Raw genomic sequence first — 17641 nt, forward strand, 5'->3', positions numbered from 1 at the left:
GGTAGACGGGACCGCTCGTCGCCCGGAACTAGAGGCGCCTGGACCGCGCGAGCGGTACCAGGCGCAGGGCCAGCGCACCGCTCAGCCCGGTGGCCACCGCCAGCGGCAGGACCGGCCCGACCGCCCGGGCGAGCGTCGTGACGGAGAACGGCGCGGCCATGCCGGTGTAGGCGACGGCGTAGAAGATGCCGGTCAGCGCGCCCCGGCGCTCCACGGGAGCCAGCCGCACGGTCAGCGCCAGCCCGGACGCCAGCGCCCAGCCACTGCCTGCCCCCAGCAGCAGCCCCGCCGGCACCAGCACCGGCCAGGCGTCCGTGCTGGCGGCCAGGAGGGACAAGCCGAAGCCCAGCGCCCCGCTGAGGGCGGCGCACGCGCCTGTCCACGTCCCGAGCCGGCGCTGCAGCGGCGCGGCGGCCGCTCCGGCACCGAGGGTGAGGCCGGCGAGCACGCCGGCGGTGAGGACGCCGTCGCCGGGCAGGCCGACCAGCAGCGGCAGGGCGGCCATGGCGGTGGCCGGGAAGGCGTACACGCACACCGCGACGGGGGCGAGGGCGGTCAGCGCCAGCAGCCGGTCGCCCCGGCGCACCAGCGGCGAGCGGGCCGGATCACCGACCTGGCGCCGGTACCGCGGCGCGGTCTCCGGCAGCGTCCGGACGGCGAGCAGCCCGGCAACCGTCAGCGCGGCATGCGCGGCGTACGGCAGCACCAGCGGGATCGGCAGGGTCACCGCCAGCAGGGCGGACATCAGCGGGCCGAGCGAGAAGCCGGCGGCCAGGACGACGGCGGCCCGCCTTCCCGCCGCCTGCCCCTCCCCCTGTTGCTCGGACAGTTCGGCGAGCCAGGCGCTGGCGGCGGTGAACACGGCGCCGCTGACCAGCCCCTGTACGAACCGGGCGAGCAGCAGCAGCGCGAAGGAGTCGCTCGCGCCGGCGAACAGCAGCGACGCCACACCGGCGAGCAGCGTGAACGGCAGCACCAGCGGCCGGCGGCCGTACCGGTCGGACAGCGGACCGGCAGCGAGCACGGAGGGCGCGAGGCCGGCGGCGTAGACGGAGAAGACGAGGGTCGTCTGCGGGCCGGACAGGTCCAGGCGGTCGCGGTAGAGCAGGAGCAACGGCGTCGAGACGTTGGTGCCGGCAGCCACCGCGAACAGCGCGAAGGCCGCGCGCCGCCAGGAGGCGGAGCGCGGCCTGGACGCGGTCACCGGGCTCTACGCGACGCGGCGTCGGCCCCGGTCAGAAGCCGGCGAGGGCGGCGTTGAAGGTCGGGCTCGGGCGCATCACCGCGTCCGTTCTGGCCTTGTCCACGTAGTAGTAACCGCCGAGGTCGACCGGCGAGCCCTGCACCGCGCCGAGCTCCTCGACGATGGCGGCCTCGTCCGCGGCAAGCCGCTGCGCCAGCGGCGCGAACAGCGCCGCCGCGTCGGCGTCGTCGGACTGCCCGGCCAGCGCCTGTGCCCAGTAGAGAGCGAGGTAGAAGTGGCTGCCACGGTTGTCGAGCTCGTTCACCTTGCGGGAGGGCGACCTGCCCTCCTCCAGCAGCATCGCGGTGGCCGAGTCCAGCGTCCTGCCGAGCAGGGCCGCGCGCGCGTTGTCGGTCTTCTCGCCGAGGAATTCGAACGACACCGACAACGCCAGGAACTCTCCGAGCGAGTCCCAGCGCAGGTGGTTCTCCTTGACCAGCTGCTGCACGTGCTTGGGGGCCGAACCTCCGGCACCGGTCTCGAACAGGCCGCCGCCCTGCATGAGCGGCACGATCGACAGCATCTTGGCGCTCGTGCCCAGCTCGAGGATCGGGAACAGGTCGGTGAGGTAGTCGCGCAGCACGTTGCCGGTGACCGAGATGGTGTCCTCACCCCGGCGGGCGCGGTCGAGGGTGTAGCGGGTGGCGGCGGCGACGTCCATGACCTCGATCGTCAGGCCGTCCAGATCGACCTCGGCCAGGTGGCTGCGCACCTTCTTCAACACCTGCGCGTCGTGGGCGCGGGTCTCGTCCAGCCAGAAGACCGCCGGCGCACCGGTCGCCCGCGCGCGGGAGACGGCCAGCTGCACCCAGTCGCAGATCGGCGCGTCCTTGGTCTGGCAGGCGCGCCAGACGTCGCCGGGCTCCACGTCGTGCGTCAGCAGCACGGTGCCCACCGGGTCCACGACCCGGACGGTGCCCGCCGCCGCGATCTCGAACGTCTTGTCGTGGCTGCCGTACTCCTCGGCCTTCTGCGCCATCAGGCCGACGTTGGGGGTGGTTCCCATCGTGGCCGGGTCGAACGCGCCGTGCTCACGGCAGAAGTCGACGGTCTCGGCGTAGAGGGCGGCGTAGGAGGAGTCCGGGATGACGTACTTGGTGTCCTGCAGCTGGTCGTCGGCGTTCCACATCTGCCCGGAGCTGCGGATCGCCGCGGGCATCGACGCGTCGATGATCACGTCGCTGGGCACGTGCAGGTTGGTGATGCCCCTGCTCGAGTCGACCATGGCCAGCGCCGGGCCGTTCTCGTACGTGGACGAAATCGCCTTGTCCACCGCCTCCCGCGTGTCCGCGGGCAGCTTGTCCAGTGCGTTCAGGACGCTGGCCAGGCCGTCGTTCGGGTCGGCGCCGACGGAGGCCAGCTCCGGGCCGTACCGGCCGAACACCTCCCGGAAGAACTGCTTCACCACGTGGCCGAAGATGATCGGGTCGGAGACCTTCATCATTGTCGCCTTCAGGTGCACCGAGAACAGGACGCCCTTGGCCTTCGCGTCGGCGATCTCGCCGGCCAGGAAGTCCTCCAGCGCCACCTTGCGCATCACCGCGGCGTCCACGATCTCCCCCGCCAGGACCGGGAGGGACTCCTTCAGCACCGTCACCGTGCCGTCGGACCCGACATGCTCGATCCTCAGCGTCGACGCCTGGCCGACCGTCACGGAGGCCTCCGAGTGCCGGAAGTCACCGTCCTGCATCGTCGTGACGTGCGAGCGCGTGTCGGAGGACCAGGCCCCCATGGAGTGCGGGTGCGTGCGGGCGAAGCCCTTGACCGATGCGGGTGCCCGACGGTCGGAATTGCCCTCACGCAGCACGGGATTGACGGCGCTGCCCTTCACGGTGTCGTAGCGGGCGCGGGCAGCCTTCTCCTGCGCCGTCTGCGGGTTCTCGGGGTAGTCCGGGACGGCGAAGCCCGCGCCCTGCAACTCCGCGATGGCGGCCTTGAGCTGCGGAACCGAGGCGCTGATGTTGGGCAGCTTGATGATGTTGGCCGCAGGCGTCTTCGCCAGTTCACCGAGCTCCGTCAGCGCATCCGGCACCCGCTGCCCCTCGGTCAGCCGGTCGGGGAACTGCGCCAGGATGCGCGCCGCCAGCGAGATGTCGCGGGTCTCGATGTCGACGCCGGCCTTGCCGGCGTACGCCTGCAGGACGGGCAACAACGAGTGCGTGGCGAGCGCGGGCGCCTCGTCGGTGTAGGTGTAGATGATCTTCATGGCCTGCCTGATTCGGGACGAGGGATGGGCTGGTGAGTCAGGGCGACGCCGCGGGCGTCGGCTCATGGGCCGGGGACGGCTCTCCCGCTAGACGAGGCCCAGCCCGCGCACCGCGTCGCGCTCCTCGACGAGCTCGGCGACGGAGGCATCGATCTTCGTACGGGAGAACTCGTCGATCTCCAGGCCCTGCACAATCTTCCACTCGCCGCCCTCGCTGGTGCAGGGAAAGCTCGAGACGATGCCCTCGGGCACGCCGTAGCTGCCGTCGGACATGATCGCCGCAGAGGTCCAGTCGCCCGCAGGCGTGCCGTTGACCCAGCTGTGGACGTGATCGACCGCGGCGTTGGCGGCCGACGCTGCCGAGCTCGACCCGCGCGCCTCGATGATGGCGGCGCCACGCTTGGCCACGGTCGGGATGAAGGTGTTCTCCAGCCACCCGCGGTCGCCGACGACCTCCTCGGCGGGACGGCCGCCGATCGTGGCCTTGCTCCAGTCGGGGTACTGCGTCGCGGAGTGGTTGCCCCAGATCGTCAGCTTCGCGATGTCGTTGACGCTCGTGCCGGTCTTCTTGGCCAGCTGCGAGAGCGCCCTGTTGTGGTCCAGCCGGGTCATCGCGGTGAAGCGGTCGCCCGGGACGTCGGGCGCGTGCGATGCAGCGATGAGCGCGTTGGTGTTGGCCGGATTACCGACGACCAGGACCCGGATGTCGTCGGCCGCGCCGGCGTTGAGGGCCTCTCCCTGAGGCCGGAAGATCCCGCCGTTGGCCGACAGCAGGTCACCGCGCTCCATGCCGGCGGTGCGCGGCCGGGCACCGACGAGCAGTGCGACGTTGGTGCCGTCGAAGGCCTGCCGCGCATCGGCGGTGATGTCGATGCCGGACAGCAGCGGGAACGCGCAGTCGTCCAGCTCCATCGCGGTGCCCTCGGCCGCTTTCAGCGCCGGCTCGATCTCGAGCAGGCGCAGGTGGACCGGGGTCTGCGGGCCGAGCAGCCCACCCGCAGCGATCCGGAACAGCAGCGCGTAGCCGATCTGGCCGGCCGCACCGGTGACGGTGACGTGAACGGGGCTGGGCATAGGGACAGGACTCCGCTTCTCGGGGGACATTCGTCTGCGGCGTCAGGCTACGAGGTGGGTGCGGGGCCCGGGACGTCGGGGGCCGTCCTGCGGTGCAGCTCCGCCGGAAGCCCACGGAGGCACCGGGGCGCCTCGCGGTCAGGGCCTCGGAAGGGTGTCAGGGCCTCGGAATGGTGTTGGCCAGCACCGCCAGGGCGAAGCCGAGGCCGAGCAGCACTGCGCTGTCGACGCCGCGACCGCGCACCGCGAGCCACCCTGCCGAGCGGACCGGCAGGGTCAATCGCAGGCCGGCGGCGAGCAGGAGTGCCAGCGAGAGCGTGAACGCGCCCACCTGCCAGTCCTGAACCGCGGCCAGCAGCAGCCCGAGCCCGGCCAGCGCGAGCACCACGGCAGCGGGCAGCTGACTCAGCGGGCGCTCCTCGGCTCGAACATCGCCGCAGCGTAGCGAGCTGTCCCCCGCCGCGTGCCGGCTCTGCGTCCGGCCACGGCCGGGCGGCGGGCGGGTGTACCGGCCGCGGCTGCGGGTAACCCTGTGCGCGGCGGACCTCTCGCCGTCCGCGCTCGTCACACGCCGCTGGGAGGACCCGCCCGTGCAGACGCCCCACCTCCGGCTCGAGGACAGCGGTGAGACGTTCGCGCTGGCTGCCGAGGTCACGACGGTCGGGCGTGGACCAGGTGTGGACATCGCCCTCGACGACCTGAGCGTCTCGCGGCTGCACGCCGAGATCGTCCGGCGGGGCGGGCACTTCTACGTCAGCGACCTCGGGCTTTCGGTCAACGGCACCCGGATCAACGGCCGGCCGGTGGGACGCCGGGTGCTGCTGGACGGGGACGTGCTGGCCTTCGGTGCCTGCCGCACCCGGGTGGCCGGACTCACCGCGGGGGGCGCCGACGACACGGTGGAGATGCGCCGCATGTCGGCGCCGGAGCTCACCCGCCGCGAGTGCGAGGTGCTGACCTCGCTGTGCCGACCGGCACTGCAGCAGGAGGCCTTCGTGGCTCCGGCCACTGCCCGCGACATCGCCGGAGAGCTGGTCGTGACGGAGGCGGCTGTCAAGCAGCACCTGCTGCGGCTGTACGTAAAGTTCCGGATCCCGGAGGGCGTGAATCGGCGAGCCCGGCTGGCCAACGAGGTCATCAGCTCCGGGATCGTGCGGCCGCTGCCGGTCGATGTCGAGGAGTCGGTCCGGCGGGCCGGCTAGCTCTCCGCCCGACGCTCCGCAGCCTCGACGCAGTTCTTGAACAACATCGCCACCGTCGTCGGGCCGACACCGCCGACCCGCGGCGTGATCGCGCCGGCCACCTCGTTGCAGGCCTCATCGACGTCGGGGAGCAGCCGCCTGCCCTCGTAGCGGACCCCGCCGCCGACAACGGTCGCACCGGGGGTGATGTGCTCGGGCCGCAGAATCCCGGGCACGCCCACGGCGGCCACGACGATCGCCGCGCGGCGGGTGTAGCGCTCCCAGTCCGGCACCCCGGTGTGCACCACGGTCACGGCGGCGTTCGCCGTCGGCCGCTTCTGCGTGAGCAGCAGCGCGAGCGGGCGCCCGAGGGTGGTGCCGCGGCCCAGGACGCAGACCTCCTGTCCGGCCACCGGGATGCCATGGTGGGCGAGCAGCGCCTCGATCCCCGCAGGCGTGCACGGGACGGGGCCGGCCATCCCGAGGGCCAGCCGACCGATGTTGACCGGGTGCAGCCCGTCGACGTCCTTGTCGGGGTCCATCTCGAGAAGGGCTGCCTCGAAGTCGATCTGCTTCGGCGTCGGGTGCTGCACCAGCATCGCGTCGACCGCCGGATCGTCGTTCATCGAGCGAATCGCGGCGACCACGTCTGCCTGCGTGGCGTCATCGGGCAGCTGGACGTGGGGGCTGGTCATGCCGAGCTCGGCGGCCTTGGCCATCTTCATGTTCACGTAGCCGCCGCTGGCACTGTCCCCGCCGACCAGGATCGTGCCGAGCCCCGGCTGGTGACCGGCCGCAACGAGGCGGGCGATGCGGGGCCGCAGGTCGGCCAGCACGGCCTCCGCGACAGGGGCTCCGGGCAGCAGGCGGGCAGTCACGAACGAGAACCCTAGCGGCGGTCGGTCAGGGCGACGACGCGCTGCGGTAGTGGTAGCTGGACGCGGCGGCGAAGCCGGCGTCGCCGTAGAGCGCTCGGGCCCCGTGGTTGCCGTCGAGTACCTGCAGCCAGGCGCGGGTGGCTCCGTGGCTCGCTGCCTGCTCGAGCAGGGTGCGCAGCACGGCGCGCCCGTAGCCGCGGCGGCGGGCGTCCGGGCGCACGGCCATGCAGAAGACACCCGCCCACTCCTCGACCAGGGCCAGTCGGGCAACCGCCGTCACGCCGGTGCTGTCCCGGATCGATCCGTAGAGGGCAGGTCCGCCGGTGAGCAGCCTGGACGCAACGGCGCGTGCCTGGGCACCACCGCGGCCGTCGATCGACCACCAGAGCCGCATCCAGTCCTCGTCGGGCGCCGTCTCGACCGAGGCGGCCACCGCCGACGTGAGGAGCCGGCGCAGAGCGGTGCTGACGTCGGCGACCTGGATCACGGTGGGCGTACGCACCGCGTAACCGCGGTCGGCAAGAAGATCGTCAAGGCCGGCCGGCTGCGCGGCAGGGCTGATCTGGAAGGTCGGCGTCAGGCCGCGTTGTCGGTAGATCCGCTCCACTTCCTCGACAGCGGCGCTCAGGTCGCGTGGCGCCCGGAGCGGGAGAACCGAATTGGCGCGTTGCGTGACACCCTGCGCCAGACGGACCAGCCAGCCGTCCACCTCGACGCTCTCCAGAGCAGGCCAGCCACGGTGCGTGAGTTCGTCCAGACGGTACGGGGCAGTCACGCCGGTCCGCGTGCCTGCAGGGACTGCTGCAGCCGGCGCAGCTGCTGGTCGGCGGCCCCCCGGTCACGGCCCAGCGCGCGCTGCTGCAGGCGCCGGGCGACGTCGCGCCGGTGTCGGGCGGGCTTGTGGTCGTCGAACTTGTACTTCGCCCGTACGTCGACCACGTGCAAGCGCAGAGCCCGGATGCCCGCGAGCATGCGGCCGTACGGCTCGCTGTCGACGGAGATGTCGGCGAAGTCCCGGTCGGGCTGGAAGTGCTCCAGCTGCCGCCTCAGCAGGTCGGCCTTGCCCACGGGGTCATCCACGATCTCGGCCCGGCACCTCAGCTGCACGGCGGCGTAGTAGCTCGTCGGGACGCCGTGCTCGGGCGGGACGTCAGGCGCAGCACGCCAGCCGGTCGGGACATAGGCGTAGTCATCCAGCACGGCCAGCAGGACACGGGAATCCGCTTGCAGCGCCGCCCACATCGGGTTCGAGCGAGCCAGATGCACCAGCACCTGCTGCTCGCCCTGGAGGACGAAGTGGGTCGGCACCACCAGCGGCCAGCCGTCCGTGTCGCTGGTGACCAGCTGGCCGAAGTCACGTCCTTCACCCAGCCATGCCCGCCACTCGCGCTCGTCCAGCGCCGCGTCACAGGGATGGATCAACATCTCGGCAGCATAGTCATGCGTTCGAGTGCAGCTCCATGCATATGTGCTGCTCCGGAGCGTCAGATCAGAACGGCGGGTCGTCGCCGGCCGGGTCTGTGCGGTGCCGACGCCCAGCCGTGGATATCTGGATGGTACGATTTGGATATCAAACTGGGAGGTGTTGGCTGTGGCGAAGACGCTCGTTGACGTGCCTGCGGAGAAGTTGGCCCGGGCCGCGGAGGTTCTCGGAACCCGAACGAAGAAGGACACGATCACGCGGGCGCTCGACATCGTCGCCGCGCAGGGCGCGATGGGTGAGTTGCTCGCCTGGGCGCGGTCGGGTGACCTGCCCGACCTGGGCGACCCGGATGCCGTTCGCGACGCGACTCGGTGAACCTCTACCTCCTCGACGCCTCCGCGTTCCATCGGCTTGGACGCAGCGCGCAGGTCGCCGCGGCGGTCGAGGAGTGGAACGCCAGGGCGGTTCCGGCGGCGTGCTCGCCGATGCGACTGGAAATCTGCTACTCCGCGCGAAGCGAGTCCGAGCATGCGCGCCTGGCGGGGATCCTCGAGGCGTTCATCCCGCTGGACACGACTCCGGATGTCACTCGGCGCGCGGAAGAGTTGCAGCGCCGGCTGTTCGCGGCCGGAGCGGGACGGGCGGCGGGTGCCGTCGATCTTCTGCTTGCGGCGACCGCGCTGGAGTACCGAGCCGTCCTTCTGCACTACGACCAAGACTTCGACCTCTGCCAGGAGGTCGAACCGGCACTGCTGAGCCAGTGGGTGGTTCCGCGGCGCATCAGTGTGCGAAGTGCCGGGTCCCGGTGAGGTAGATCGTGATGCCGGCGTTCTTCGCCGCCGCGACGACCTCCTCGTCGCGCACCGACCCGCCGGGCTGGACCACGGCGCGGACGCCGGCGTCCAGGAGCACGAGAAGCCCGTCGGCGAAAGGGAAGAACGCATCCGACGCCGCCACCGACCCGACCGCCCGCTCCCCCGCCCGCTCCACGGCGAGCCGCGCGGCGTCCACCCGGTTCACCTGGCCCATGCCCACGCCGACCGTGGCGCCATCTGCCGCGAGCAGGATCGCGTTGCTCTTGACCGCGCGTACGGCCCGCCAGGCGAAGGCCAGCTCGGCCAGCAGCGCGGCGTCTGCCGGCTCCCCCGCGGCGAGCGTCCAGCTCGCCGGGTCGTCCCCGGGCGCGTCGAGCGCGTCCGCGTCCTGCAACAGCACCCCGCCGTTCACCGGGCGCAGCTCCACGCCCCGGCCACCGAAACCACCGGTGCGCAACAGGCGGATCGAGGGCTTCCTCGACAACAGCTCGACCACGCCGTCGTCGTACGCCGGGGCGACGACCACCTCGGTGAACACGTCCGCGATCTGCTCGGCCATCGCGAGGGAGACCGGCCGGTTGGCCGCGATCACGCCACCGAAGGCCGACACCGGGTCGCAGGCGTGCGCCTTGGCGTGCGCGTCGGCGATGTCGCCGGCCACCGCGATCCCGCACGGGTTGGCGTGCTTGATGATGGCCACGCACGGCTCGGCGAAGTCGTTCGCGGCGCGCAGCGCGGCGTCGGTGTCGACGTAGTTGTTGTACGACATGGCCTTGCCGTGCAGCTGCTGCGCCGAGGCGAGCGTGTCCGCCCCGCCCGGCGCCAGGTACAACGCCGCACCCTGGTGCGGGTTCTCGCCGTAGCGCAGCACCGCGGAGCGCTCCCAGGTCGCGCCGAGGAAGGCCGGGAAGCGCTCCTCGTCCGCCGGCGCGTAGCCGGAGGAGAACCACGAGGCGACCGCCGTGTCGTACGCCGCGGTGTGCGCGAAGGCCTGCGCCGCCAGGCGCTTTCGCTGCTCCAGTGTCGTGCCGCCCTGCCGGACGGCCCCGAGCACCTCGCCGTACGACGCGGGGTCCACGACCACCGCCACCGAGGGGTGGTTCTTGGCCGCGGCGCGCACCATCGTCGGCCCGCCGATGTCGATCTGCTCGACACACTCCTCCGGTGCGGCGCCCGACGCGACCGTCTCGGTGAAGGGGTAGAGGTTGACCACGACCAGCTCGAACGGCTCGATGTCGAGCTGCTCGAGCTGCGCGATGTGGTCGGTGAGCCTCAGGTCGGCCAGGATGCCGGCGTGCACCTTCGGGTGCAGCGTCTTGACCCGTCCGTCCAGACACTCCGGGAAGCCGGTCAGCTGGTCCACCGGCGTGACGGCGACACCGGCCTCGCGCAGCCGGGCGGCGGTCGAGCCGGTGGAGACGAGCTCGACGCCGGCGTCGGCCAGCCCCCGGCCCAGCTCGACCAGCCCTGCCTTGTCGTAGGTGCTGAGCAGCGCGCGGCGCACTCGGGTGCGGGTCATCGGAATCTCACGGTCCTTCCCTCGACGGTCCAGCCCTCGCGCGCCAGCCGCCGCACTGCCTCGACGTAGAGCGGTTGCTCCACGTCCTGGATCCTCGCGTGCAGCGAGGCCTCGTCGTCGTCCTCCCGCACCGGTACCGCAGCCTGCGCCACGACCGGTCCGGTATCGACTCCCTCGTCCACCAGATGCACGGTCACGCCCGTCAACCGCACGCCGTACGCGAGTGCCTCGGCCACCGCGTGCGCGCCCGGGAACGCCGGCAGCAGCGCAGGATGGGTGTTCACCACGCGGTGCGGGAACCGGGTCAGGAAGTCGGCGCCGAGAATGCGCATGAAACCGGCGCAGACGACGAGGTCGGGGGCGTACGACGCGACCGCGTCGGCAAGCGTCGTGTTCCAGCGCGCCCGGTCGGGAGAGTCGGCCGGCGCCGCGGTGAAGGTCGGGACACCGGCTGCGGCGGCCCGGTCGAGCGCCCGGATCCCGCGGCGGTCGCTGCCGACCGCGACCACGCGTGCGCCGAAGGCGGGGTCGGCGCAGGCGTCCAGCAGGGCCTGCAAGGTGTTGCCGGTGCCGGAGGCCAGCACGACCAGGCGTGCGGACAGGACGTGCTCCTCGAGTGACTGCGGGAGGCGGTGCCGTCAGGGACCGCCGCTGAAGGATCACCGCCCGCGACCGTTCGGCGCGGGCAGCGAGCAGTCTAGGAGAAGGGGCCGGGCTGCCCGGTCCCGCCGGTGTACGGCGTCTGCGGGCCCGTCCCGCCCGGCCCTCCGCCCCACGGGCCTGCTCCCGGAGGGGGTCCGCCGGGACTGCCGGGACTGCCGGGACTGCCGGGGCCGCCGGCACCGGAGCTCATCAGGGCGACCAGCGTCGAGGTGTTCTCGCCGATCCGGAAGAGCACCGCGATGAGCTCCATCCACATCCGTGCGAACACCAGGTAGAGCAAGGTGCCGAGCGGGACGAAGATCAGCCCGAGGACGATCCCGACGCCGCCGAGCGACAGGACCCGCAGCAGGAAGACCAGCCCGCCGAGCAGGATGAGGACCACGAGGATCCCGTAGATGACGCGCAGGAACTTCAGCGTGACGAACGTCGTGAAGCTGAAGTCGAACAGGCCGCCGATGAAACTCTTCGCGTCCGTCTGCTGGGCACTCATCGTCGCTCCTCGTCTGGGGCCGATGCTCCTCCACCGGACGGTAGCGAGGCGACGAGCGACAGGAGGCACGACGCGCCGGGCACCGCCGTCGGTTCCGACGGACCGACAGGGGCAGGACCGTGACGATGACCAGCCCGAGCCGGGAGGACCCATGAGCAGCCCACAGGACCCGTACCGTCCGCCGACCACCCCGCCGGGCCACGCCGGTCCGGGCGCCTTCGGCGAGCCCGTTCCCCGCGCCGCCCGCAACGGGCTGGGCGTCGCCGCGCTGGTGCTCGGCATCCTCAGCCTGGTCAGCTGGTTCCTGTTCGTCGGCGGGATCTTCGGCGTGGTCGCCGTCGTCCTGGGTCTGGTGGGGCGAGGGCGGGCCAAGCGGGGCGAGGCGACCAACGGCGGGATGGCCCTGGCCGGCGTCATCACCGGCATGGTGGGAGTGTTGCTGACGATCCTGGTCATCGCCGGCGTCGTGTCGCTGCTGGGCGGCGGCAAGCTGACCAATCTCACCGAGTGCCTCCAGCAGGCCGGCAGCGACCAGGCCGCGATCGACAGGTGCGCCGCGGAGTTCGAGGAGGTCGTCCGCGGGGGCTGAACGGGCGGGGCGCAGGCCGCCCGATCTCAGGAGCGCCCGAGCAGGCGGCCGCGGCGGAGCAGGGCACCGGCGACGGAACCGACCGCGACCACCGTCGCCACGGCCAGCGCCACCCGCCACGGCGACGGGCCCACCTGCACGAGCCGGGCCCCCCCGACCGCGCCGCCGGACAGCCAGGCCAGCAGCCAGACCGCGGCACCGCAGACCGGCCCGACGAGCGCCGCCTCGGTCACCGTGCGCACCCGTCCCGGCTCGTCGGCGGCGAGTTCAGCGATGACCATCCGGCCGGCGACGGCACCGGCGACGAGCGGGACGACAAGGCCGGCTACCCCCACCCACCCGGGCACTGCCGTGTCCGGGAGGGCGGCGAGCAGGGGCAACGCAGGGACCGGCCCGACCTCGTGGGCGGACGGACTCACGACGGTGCCGACCCCGACGGCGAAGCCGGGGCCGGCCAGCCAGGCGACGGCCCAGACGACGGCGTTCGGGAGCAGGGCCAGGCAGGCCAGCAGCAGGGCGATCCCGCCGACCACGCCGGGCTCACTGGAGCCGGCCAGTTCGGCGGCACGCGCCCCGTGGAAGGCCAGCGAGCCACCGGCCAGGACCGCGCCGGCAGCGATCGACAGGGCGGCCGCGGCCGCCGCGGCCTGCACCAGCCGCCGGGTACGCCGGGACAGCGCGTGCCAGGCTGCCCGCCACAGCCGGCCCGGGCACAGCACGCCGAAGGCTGCGCCTGCAAGGCCCACGGCCAGCCCGGCGAGCAGGGACTGCACCGGCGAGACGTACACGTCCGGGTCGGTGGCGGCCACCGCCACGGCGGCCACGAGCAGGGCGTACGGCCCGGCGATCCACAGCGTCAGCGTCATGGCCGCGCGTACCCGCGCCGGGCGGACGTCGCGAGCGGCGACGGCGGCGAAACGGGCCAGCAGCGCGAGGGGCAGCAGCAACAACCCGATCGGCGTCAGCGCGTAGCGCCCGCCGGGCACGTCCAGCGACGCGCCGTGCGCGACCAGCCACAGCCGCGCGGCGTTGCGCAGCGCCTCCCCGGCCCCGGCACCCGAACGGCTGTCGGTGCCCCAGACGAGCAGCGCCGGCACGACCACGCAGAGCAGCCCCACCGCAGTGGTCCACAGCGCCGCGGCGGCACCAGCACCGACACCGCTGCGGGTCGGGGACGAGCGCAGGGACGTGGGTGCGGGGCGGTTCAGCGTCTCGGTCATGGCGCTGACGACTGTCCCAGCCACTGGACGAACCACGGGTGCGGCTCGCCGACATCCACCGGAGACAGGGTCAGGCGGTGCGTGAGCGCATGATCTCCCGCATCAGCGCGGCGGTGGCCGACGGCGTCTTGCCGACCTTGACCCCGGCCGCCTCGAGCGCCTCCTGCTTGGCCTGCGCGGTGCCGGAGGAGCCGGACACGATCGCACCGGCATGGCCCATCGTCTTGCCCTCGGGAGCGGTGAAACCGGCGACGTACCCGACGACCGGTTTGGTCACGCTCGCCTTGATGTAGTCGGCCGCGCGCTCCTCGGCGTCCCCGCCGATCTCGCCGATCATGACGATGGCGTCGGTCTCCGGGTCCTTCTCGAACGCCTCGAGCGCGTCGATGTGCGTGGTGCCGATGACCGGGTCCCCGCCGATGCCGATGGCGGTCGAGAAGCCGAACTCCCGCAGCTCGTACATCATCTGGTAGGTCAGCGTGCCGGACTTGGAGACCAGGCCGATACGCCCGGCCTTCGGCGCGATCGACGCCGGGATGATGCCGGCGTTGGACTTCCCGGGGCTGATCAGGCCGGGGCAGTTGGGCCCGATGATGCGGGTGCTCTTGCCCTTGCCGGCCTTGGACATCGAAGAGGCGAAGAACCAGGCGCTGTCCTGCACCGGGATGCCCTCGGTGATGACGACCGCCAGCGGGATCTGCGCATCGATGGCCTCGACGACCGCGGCCTTGGCGAACGCGGGCGGGACGAAGATGACGCTGACGTCGGCTTCCGTCTCCTTCATCGCCTCGGCCACGGTCGCGAAGACCGGGATGCCGTCGACGTCGCTGCCGGCCTTCCTCGGGTTCACGCCTCCGACCACGTTGGTGCCGGAGGCCACCATGCGTCGGGTGTGCTTGGTGCCCTCGGAGCCGGTGATGCCCTGGACGATGACCCTGGAGGAGTCGGTCAGGAAGATGGCCATTACGCAGCAGCTCCAGCAAGCTCGGCGGCCTTGTCGGCCGCGCCGTCCATGGTGTCGACGACCGTCACGAGCGGGTGGGCGGCCTCCGCGAGGATGCGACGCCCCTCCTCGACGTTGTTGCCGTCCAGTCGTACGACGAGCGGCTTGGTGGCCGCCCCGCCGAGCATGCCGAGCGCCTGCACGATGCCGTTGGCGACCGCGTCGCAGGAAGTGATTCCGCCGAAGACGTTGACGAACACCGAGCGGACGTCCGGGTCGGACAGGATGATCTCGAGGCCGTCGGCCATCACCTGCGCGGAGGCGCCGCCGCCGATGTCGAGGAAGTTGGCCGGCTTGACCCCGCCGTGTGCCTCGCCGGCGTAGGCGACGACGTCGAGGGTGCTCATGACCAGACCCGCACCGTTGCCGATGATGCCGACCGCACCGTCGAGCTTGACGTAGTTCAGGCCCTTCTTCTTGGCCCGCCCCTCGAGGTCGTCCTCGGCCACGACGTCGGCGTACGCGTCGAAGACGTCCTGGTGCCGGAATTCGGCGTTGCCGTCCAGGGTGACCTTGCCGTCGAGCGCGACGATGCGGCCGTCAGGGGTGCGGCACAGCGGGTTGACCTCGACGAGGGTGGCCTCCTCCTCGACGAACACCTTCCACAGGCTGACGAGGATGCGGGTGACCTCGTCGATCACGTCGGCCGGGATCCGACCGGCCTCGGCGATCTCGCGCGCCTTCTTCTCGTCGACGCCCTCGACCGGGTCGACGGCGATCCGGGCCAGCGCCTCCGGTCGCTCCACGGCGAGCTGCTCGATCTCCATGCCACCCTCGGCGCTGCACATCGCCAGGTAGCAGCGGTTCGCGCGGTCCAGCAGGAACGAGACGTAGTACTCCACCTCGATGTCGCTGGCCTCGGTGACGAGCACCTTGCGCACCAGATGGCCCTTGATGTCGAGGCCGAGGATGCCTTGCGCCTTCTCGACGGCCTCGTCCGGCGTCTCGGCCAGCTTCACGCCGCCCGCCTTGCCACGCCCGCCGGTCTTGACCTGGGCCTTGACGACCACCGGCTTGCCGATCCGCTCGGCGACGGCGCGGGCGGCCGGCGCCGAGTCGACCGTCTCGCCGGGCAGCACCGGCACACCGTGCTTGGCGAAGAGCTCCTTCGCCTGGTACTCCATGAGGTCCACGGGGGGTCCGATCTCGTCGACGGATGCAACTCTTGCGCGTTGCTCGCGAGGGTAGCCACGGTGCGGCAGGCACGAACACCCCACCCCGGGCGGTGTGACGCAGCACACTGGGGACGTCCACACCCGGTCGCTGCACCTTCCCAGCTCCCGACCGGTCCCTCCTCGTCCCCGGAGACGTCCCGTGCGCACCCGCGTCGCCCTGCTGCTCGCCCCGCTCGTCACCCTGCCACTGCTGGCCGTTCCCGCCGTCGCGCAGGGCGCGCCGACGACGGTGGAGGTGGTGCCACTGGTCTTCAGCGTGCAGACCGGGCCGGACGAGGCGCGGACCTGCCAGGTGCTCGGCGACCTCTACCTGCCGGGCACCGCCACCGCCGCCGCCCCGGCGGCGGCGGTGCGGGCGACGAACGGCTTCGGCGGCAGCAAGACCGACGCCGGCGAGCGTGGGAACGCGACCGTCGCGCAGCACTACGCGGCACGCGGCTACGTGACCCTGTCCTACTCCGGGCTCGGCTTCGGTGGCAGCGGCTGCGAGATCACCCTCGACCAGCGCGAGTGGGACGGCCGGGTCGGCGACGCCCTGGCGCAGTTCCTCGGCGGCCGCAAGGACCTTGCCACCCGCGACGGCCGGCCCTACGACATCGGCGGACGCGTCCGTACCGAGAGCGGCGACCTCGACTTCGACCCGGTGCTCGGCATGATCGGTGTCTCCTACGGCGGCGAGGTGCAGTTCGCCACCGCGTCCTTCGGGCGGGTCGACACGATCGTCCCGCAGATCACCTGGAACGACCTGGGCTACTCCCTGGCGCCGAGCAACGTCTCCCCGCTCCGGACGGCGACCGATCCCGAATCCGTCTCGGCCGCGGTCGGCGTGTCGAAGATCGGCTGGACGTCGCTGTTCTTCGCACTCGGTCTCGGCCAGGACGTGCAGAACCAGCGTCCGCAGGACCTGGTGGCGCAGCTCGAGCAGGCGAACACCTGCCCCAACTTCGATCCCCGGGCCTGCACCGCGTTCCTCGACCTGGCTTCGGACGGCGCCCCGTCCCCGGCCACCCTCGACTTCGCGCGCAGCGCCTCCGTCACCAGCTACCTGGACGAGATCGACATCCCGGTGCTGCTCAGCCAGGGCCAGGCCGACACGCTGTTCACCCTGCAGGAGGCGATCGCCACCTGGTCGGCGCTGCGGCAGCGCGAGGTGCCGGTCAAGATGGTCTGGCAGAGCTGGGGGCACAGCACGGCCACCCCCGTCCCGGGGGAGCTGGACCAGCGCCGGCCGGCCGAGCAGACCTTCCTCGGCGCGATGTACGCGGCCTGGTTCGACCACTACCTGCTCGGGGTCGGGCCCGCCCCGTCGCTGGACACCGAGTACTTCCGCGACTGGGCGCTGACCGGCACGACCCGGGCCGACGTGGCCGCCGCCTACGCGCGGGCTCCCGGCTACCCGGTGGCACAGGACCTGCACCTGCTGCTGTCCGGGTCGGGCGCCCTGGTCACGGACGCGGCCGACGTGCAGGACGGCACCGCGCGCTTCGCCGCCGTGGTGCCGGCCGGAGCGCCGAGCAGCTACAGCGAGTTCCCCGTCGTCGCGCAGAACGAGCCGGTCCGCGACACCCCCGGCACCTTCGCGCAGTTCACCTCCGAGCCGCTGGCCGGCGACCTCGACCTGGCCGGTGTCCCGGCACTGACGGTGTCGCTCTCGCGGACACTGCCGGCGGTGCCGCTGCCGGACGGAGCCGGCGACCTCGTGCTGTTCGCCAAGCTCTACGACCTGGCACCCGACGGCACCGTGACGCTTCGGCACAGGCTGGTGTCGGCCGCGCGCCTCACCGACCTGGACGAACCGGTACGCATCGAGCTCCCCGGGGTCGTGCAGCGCTTCCCCGCCGGGCACCGGCTCGCGGTCGTGCTGGCGGCCAGCGACAGCGGCCACCGCGGCAACACGGTCCCGGGCGACGTCACGGTCACCACGACGGCCGCCGCGCCCGGCGTGCTGGAGCTGCCGGTGCTGGCCGGTCTGCGCGAGGTCGCGCCGGTCTCGGTGCCGGTCGCTCCAGCGGTCGCTCCGGCTCCCGCGGCGCCCGGCCCGCGAGGAGCGTCGCTGCCGGCGACCGGTGTGCCGGCGCTGCTGCCGCTGGCCGCGACGGTGCTGCTGGGGGCGTGCTGGGCCGCGCGGCGTCGTCGTACGGCCCGCTGATCGGCTCTGCCCC

The 17641-nt window shown here is 72.4% G+C and carries 18 protein-coding genes; 5 read left to right on the forward strand and 13 right to left on the reverse strand.

The annotated features are described in order from the left end of the window. Window positions 1-28 precede the first annotated feature (28 nt). The 4 genes from WD794_03535 to WD794_03550 all read right to left on the reverse strand — a co-directional run bounded on the left by WD794_03535 (window position 29) and on the right by WD794_03550 (window position 4911). Window positions 29-1204, reverse strand: coding sequence for an MFS transporter (locus WD794_03535; GenBank protein MEX2289382.1), 1176 nt, complete (start codon window positions 1202-1204; stop codon window positions 29-31). 31 nt (window positions 1205-1235) lie between these two features. Continuing rightward, on the reverse strand, window positions 1236-3449 hold the full coding sequence (locus WD794_03540; GenBank protein MEX2289383.1) for an NADP-dependent isocitrate dehydrogenase: 2214 nt from the start codon (window positions 3447-3449) through the stop codon (window positions 1236-1238). A gap of 87 nt (window positions 3450-3536) precedes the next feature. Then, entirely contained in the window at window positions 3537-4523 is a 987-nt protein-coding gene (locus WD794_03545) for a malate dehydrogenase (protein ID MEX2289384.1), read from the reverse strand. 157 nt (window positions 4524-4680) lie between these two features. Further along, window positions 4681-4911, reverse strand: a complete 231-nt coding sequence (locus WD794_03550) for a DUF3017 domain-containing protein (protein MEX2289385.1) — start codon at window positions 4909-4911, stop codon at window positions 4681-4683. 202 nt (window positions 4912-5113) lie between these two features. Here WD794_03550 and WD794_03555 point away from each other — a divergent pair, with 202 nt between their 5' ends. Next, window positions 5114-5725 (forward strand): FHA domain-containing protein, encoded by a 612-nt coding sequence (locus tag WD794_03555; protein MEX2289386.1) that lies wholly within the window; start codon window positions 5114-5116, stop codon window positions 5723-5725. Here WD794_03555 and WD794_03560 read toward each other — a convergent pair. Genes WD794_03560 through WD794_03570 form a run of 3 tightly spaced genes read right to left on the reverse strand, consistent with a single transcriptional unit; the run spans window position 5722 to window position 8007 of the window. After that, the gene (locus tag WD794_03560; protein ID MEX2289387.1) at window positions 5722-6582 is read right to left on the reverse strand and encodes a tetrahydrofolate dehydrogenase/cyclohydrolase catalytic domain-containing protein; all 861 of its coding nucleotides are present in this window, start codon (window positions 6580-6582) and stop codon (window positions 5722-5724) included. The two genes, WD794_03555 and WD794_03560, sit on opposite strands and share 4 nt — an antisense overlap. A 25-nt stretch (window positions 6583-6607) precedes the next feature. Continuing rightward, a complete protein-coding gene (locus WD794_03565; protein MEX2289388.1) occupies window positions 6608-7357 on the reverse strand; it encodes a GNAT family N-acetyltransferase in 750 nt (249 codons plus the stop codon). Then, a complete protein-coding gene (locus WD794_03570) occupies window positions 7354-8007 on the reverse strand; it encodes an FMN-binding negative transcriptional regulator (GenBank protein MEX2289389.1) in 654 nt (217 codons plus the stop codon). Before WD794_03570 ends, WD794_03565 begins: the two co-directional genes overlap by 4 nt. Before the next feature lie 166 nt (window positions 8008-8173). Here WD794_03570 and WD794_03575 point away from each other — a divergent pair, with 166 nt between their 5' ends. Continuing rightward, window positions 8174-8380, forward strand: a complete 207-nt coding sequence (locus WD794_03575) for a hypothetical protein (GenBank protein ID MEX2289390.1) — start codon at window positions 8174-8176, stop codon at window positions 8378-8380. Beyond that, window positions 8377-8814: a PIN domain-containing protein gene (locus WD794_03580; protein ID MEX2289391.1), complete on the forward strand. Its 438-nt coding sequence runs from the start codon at window positions 8377-8379 to the stop codon at window positions 8812-8814. The genes WD794_03575 and WD794_03580 overlap by 4 nt, the downstream gene beginning before the upstream one ends. Here the strand turns inward: WD794_03580 and purH are convergent. The 3 genes from purH to WD794_03595 all read right to left on the reverse strand — a co-directional run bounded on the left by purH (window position 8786) and on the right by WD794_03595 (window position 11492). Further along, window positions 8786-10339, reverse strand: a complete 1554-nt coding sequence (purH, locus tag WD794_03585) for a bifunctional phosphoribosylaminoimidazolecarboxamide formyltransferase/IMP cyclohydrolase (protein MEX2289392.1) — start codon at window positions 10337-10339, stop codon at window positions 8786-8788. The genes WD794_03580 and purH overlap by 29 nt on opposite strands. Then, on the reverse strand, window positions 10336-10923 hold the full coding sequence (gene purN, locus WD794_03590; protein MEX2289393.1) for a phosphoribosylglycinamide formyltransferase: 588 nt from the start codon (window positions 10921-10923) through the stop codon (window positions 10336-10338). Before purN ends, purH begins: the two co-directional genes overlap by 4 nt. Window positions 10924-11036: 113 nt before the next feature. Continuing rightward, window positions 11037-11492: a DUF4282 domain-containing protein gene (locus WD794_03595; GenBank protein MEX2289394.1), complete on the reverse strand. Its 456-nt coding sequence runs from the start codon at window positions 11490-11492 to the stop codon at window positions 11037-11039. Window positions 11493-11643: 151 nt separating this feature from the next. Between WD794_03595 and WD794_03600 the strand changes: the two genes are divergently transcribed. Further along, the gene (locus tag WD794_03600; protein ID MEX2289395.1) at window positions 11644-12081 is read left to right on the forward strand and encodes a DUF4190 domain-containing protein; all 438 of its coding nucleotides are present in this window, start codon (window positions 11644-11646) and stop codon (window positions 12079-12081) included. 26 nt (window positions 12082-12107) lie between these two features. On the opposite strand, the gene WD794_03605 is transcribed toward WD794_03600, so the two are convergent. The 3 genes from WD794_03605 to sucC form a co-directional block, all read right to left on the reverse strand. Next, complete coding sequence (locus WD794_03605) at window positions 12108-13301, reverse strand: DUF6350 family protein (GenBank protein MEX2289396.1); 1194 nt, start codon at window positions 13299-13301, stop codon at window positions 12108-12110. A gap of 70 nt (window positions 13302-13371) precedes the next feature. Then, window positions 13372-14265: a succinate--CoA ligase subunit alpha gene (gene sucD / locus WD794_03610; protein MEX2289397.1), complete on the reverse strand. Its 894-nt coding sequence runs from the start codon at window positions 14263-14265 to the stop codon at window positions 13372-13374. Next, entirely contained in the window at window positions 14265-15437 is a 1173-nt protein-coding gene (gene sucC / locus WD794_03615; GenBank protein ID MEX2289398.1) for an ADP-forming succinate--CoA ligase subunit beta, read from the reverse strand. Before sucC ends, sucD begins: the two co-directional genes overlap by 1 nt. A gap of 181 nt (window positions 15438-15618) precedes the next feature. On the opposite strand from sucC, the gene WD794_03620 reads away from it, so the two are divergent. Continuing rightward, window positions 15619-17628 (forward strand): CocE/NonD family hydrolase, encoded by a 2010-nt coding sequence (locus tag WD794_03620; protein MEX2289399.1) that lies wholly within the window; start codon window positions 15619-15621, stop codon window positions 17626-17628. Window positions 17629-17641: the final 13 nt, after the last annotated feature.

The organism is Mycobacteriales bacterium (genome assembly GCA_040902655.1).
Lineage (GTDB): Bacteria > Actinomycetota > Actinomycetes > Mycobacteriales > SCTD01 > SCTD01.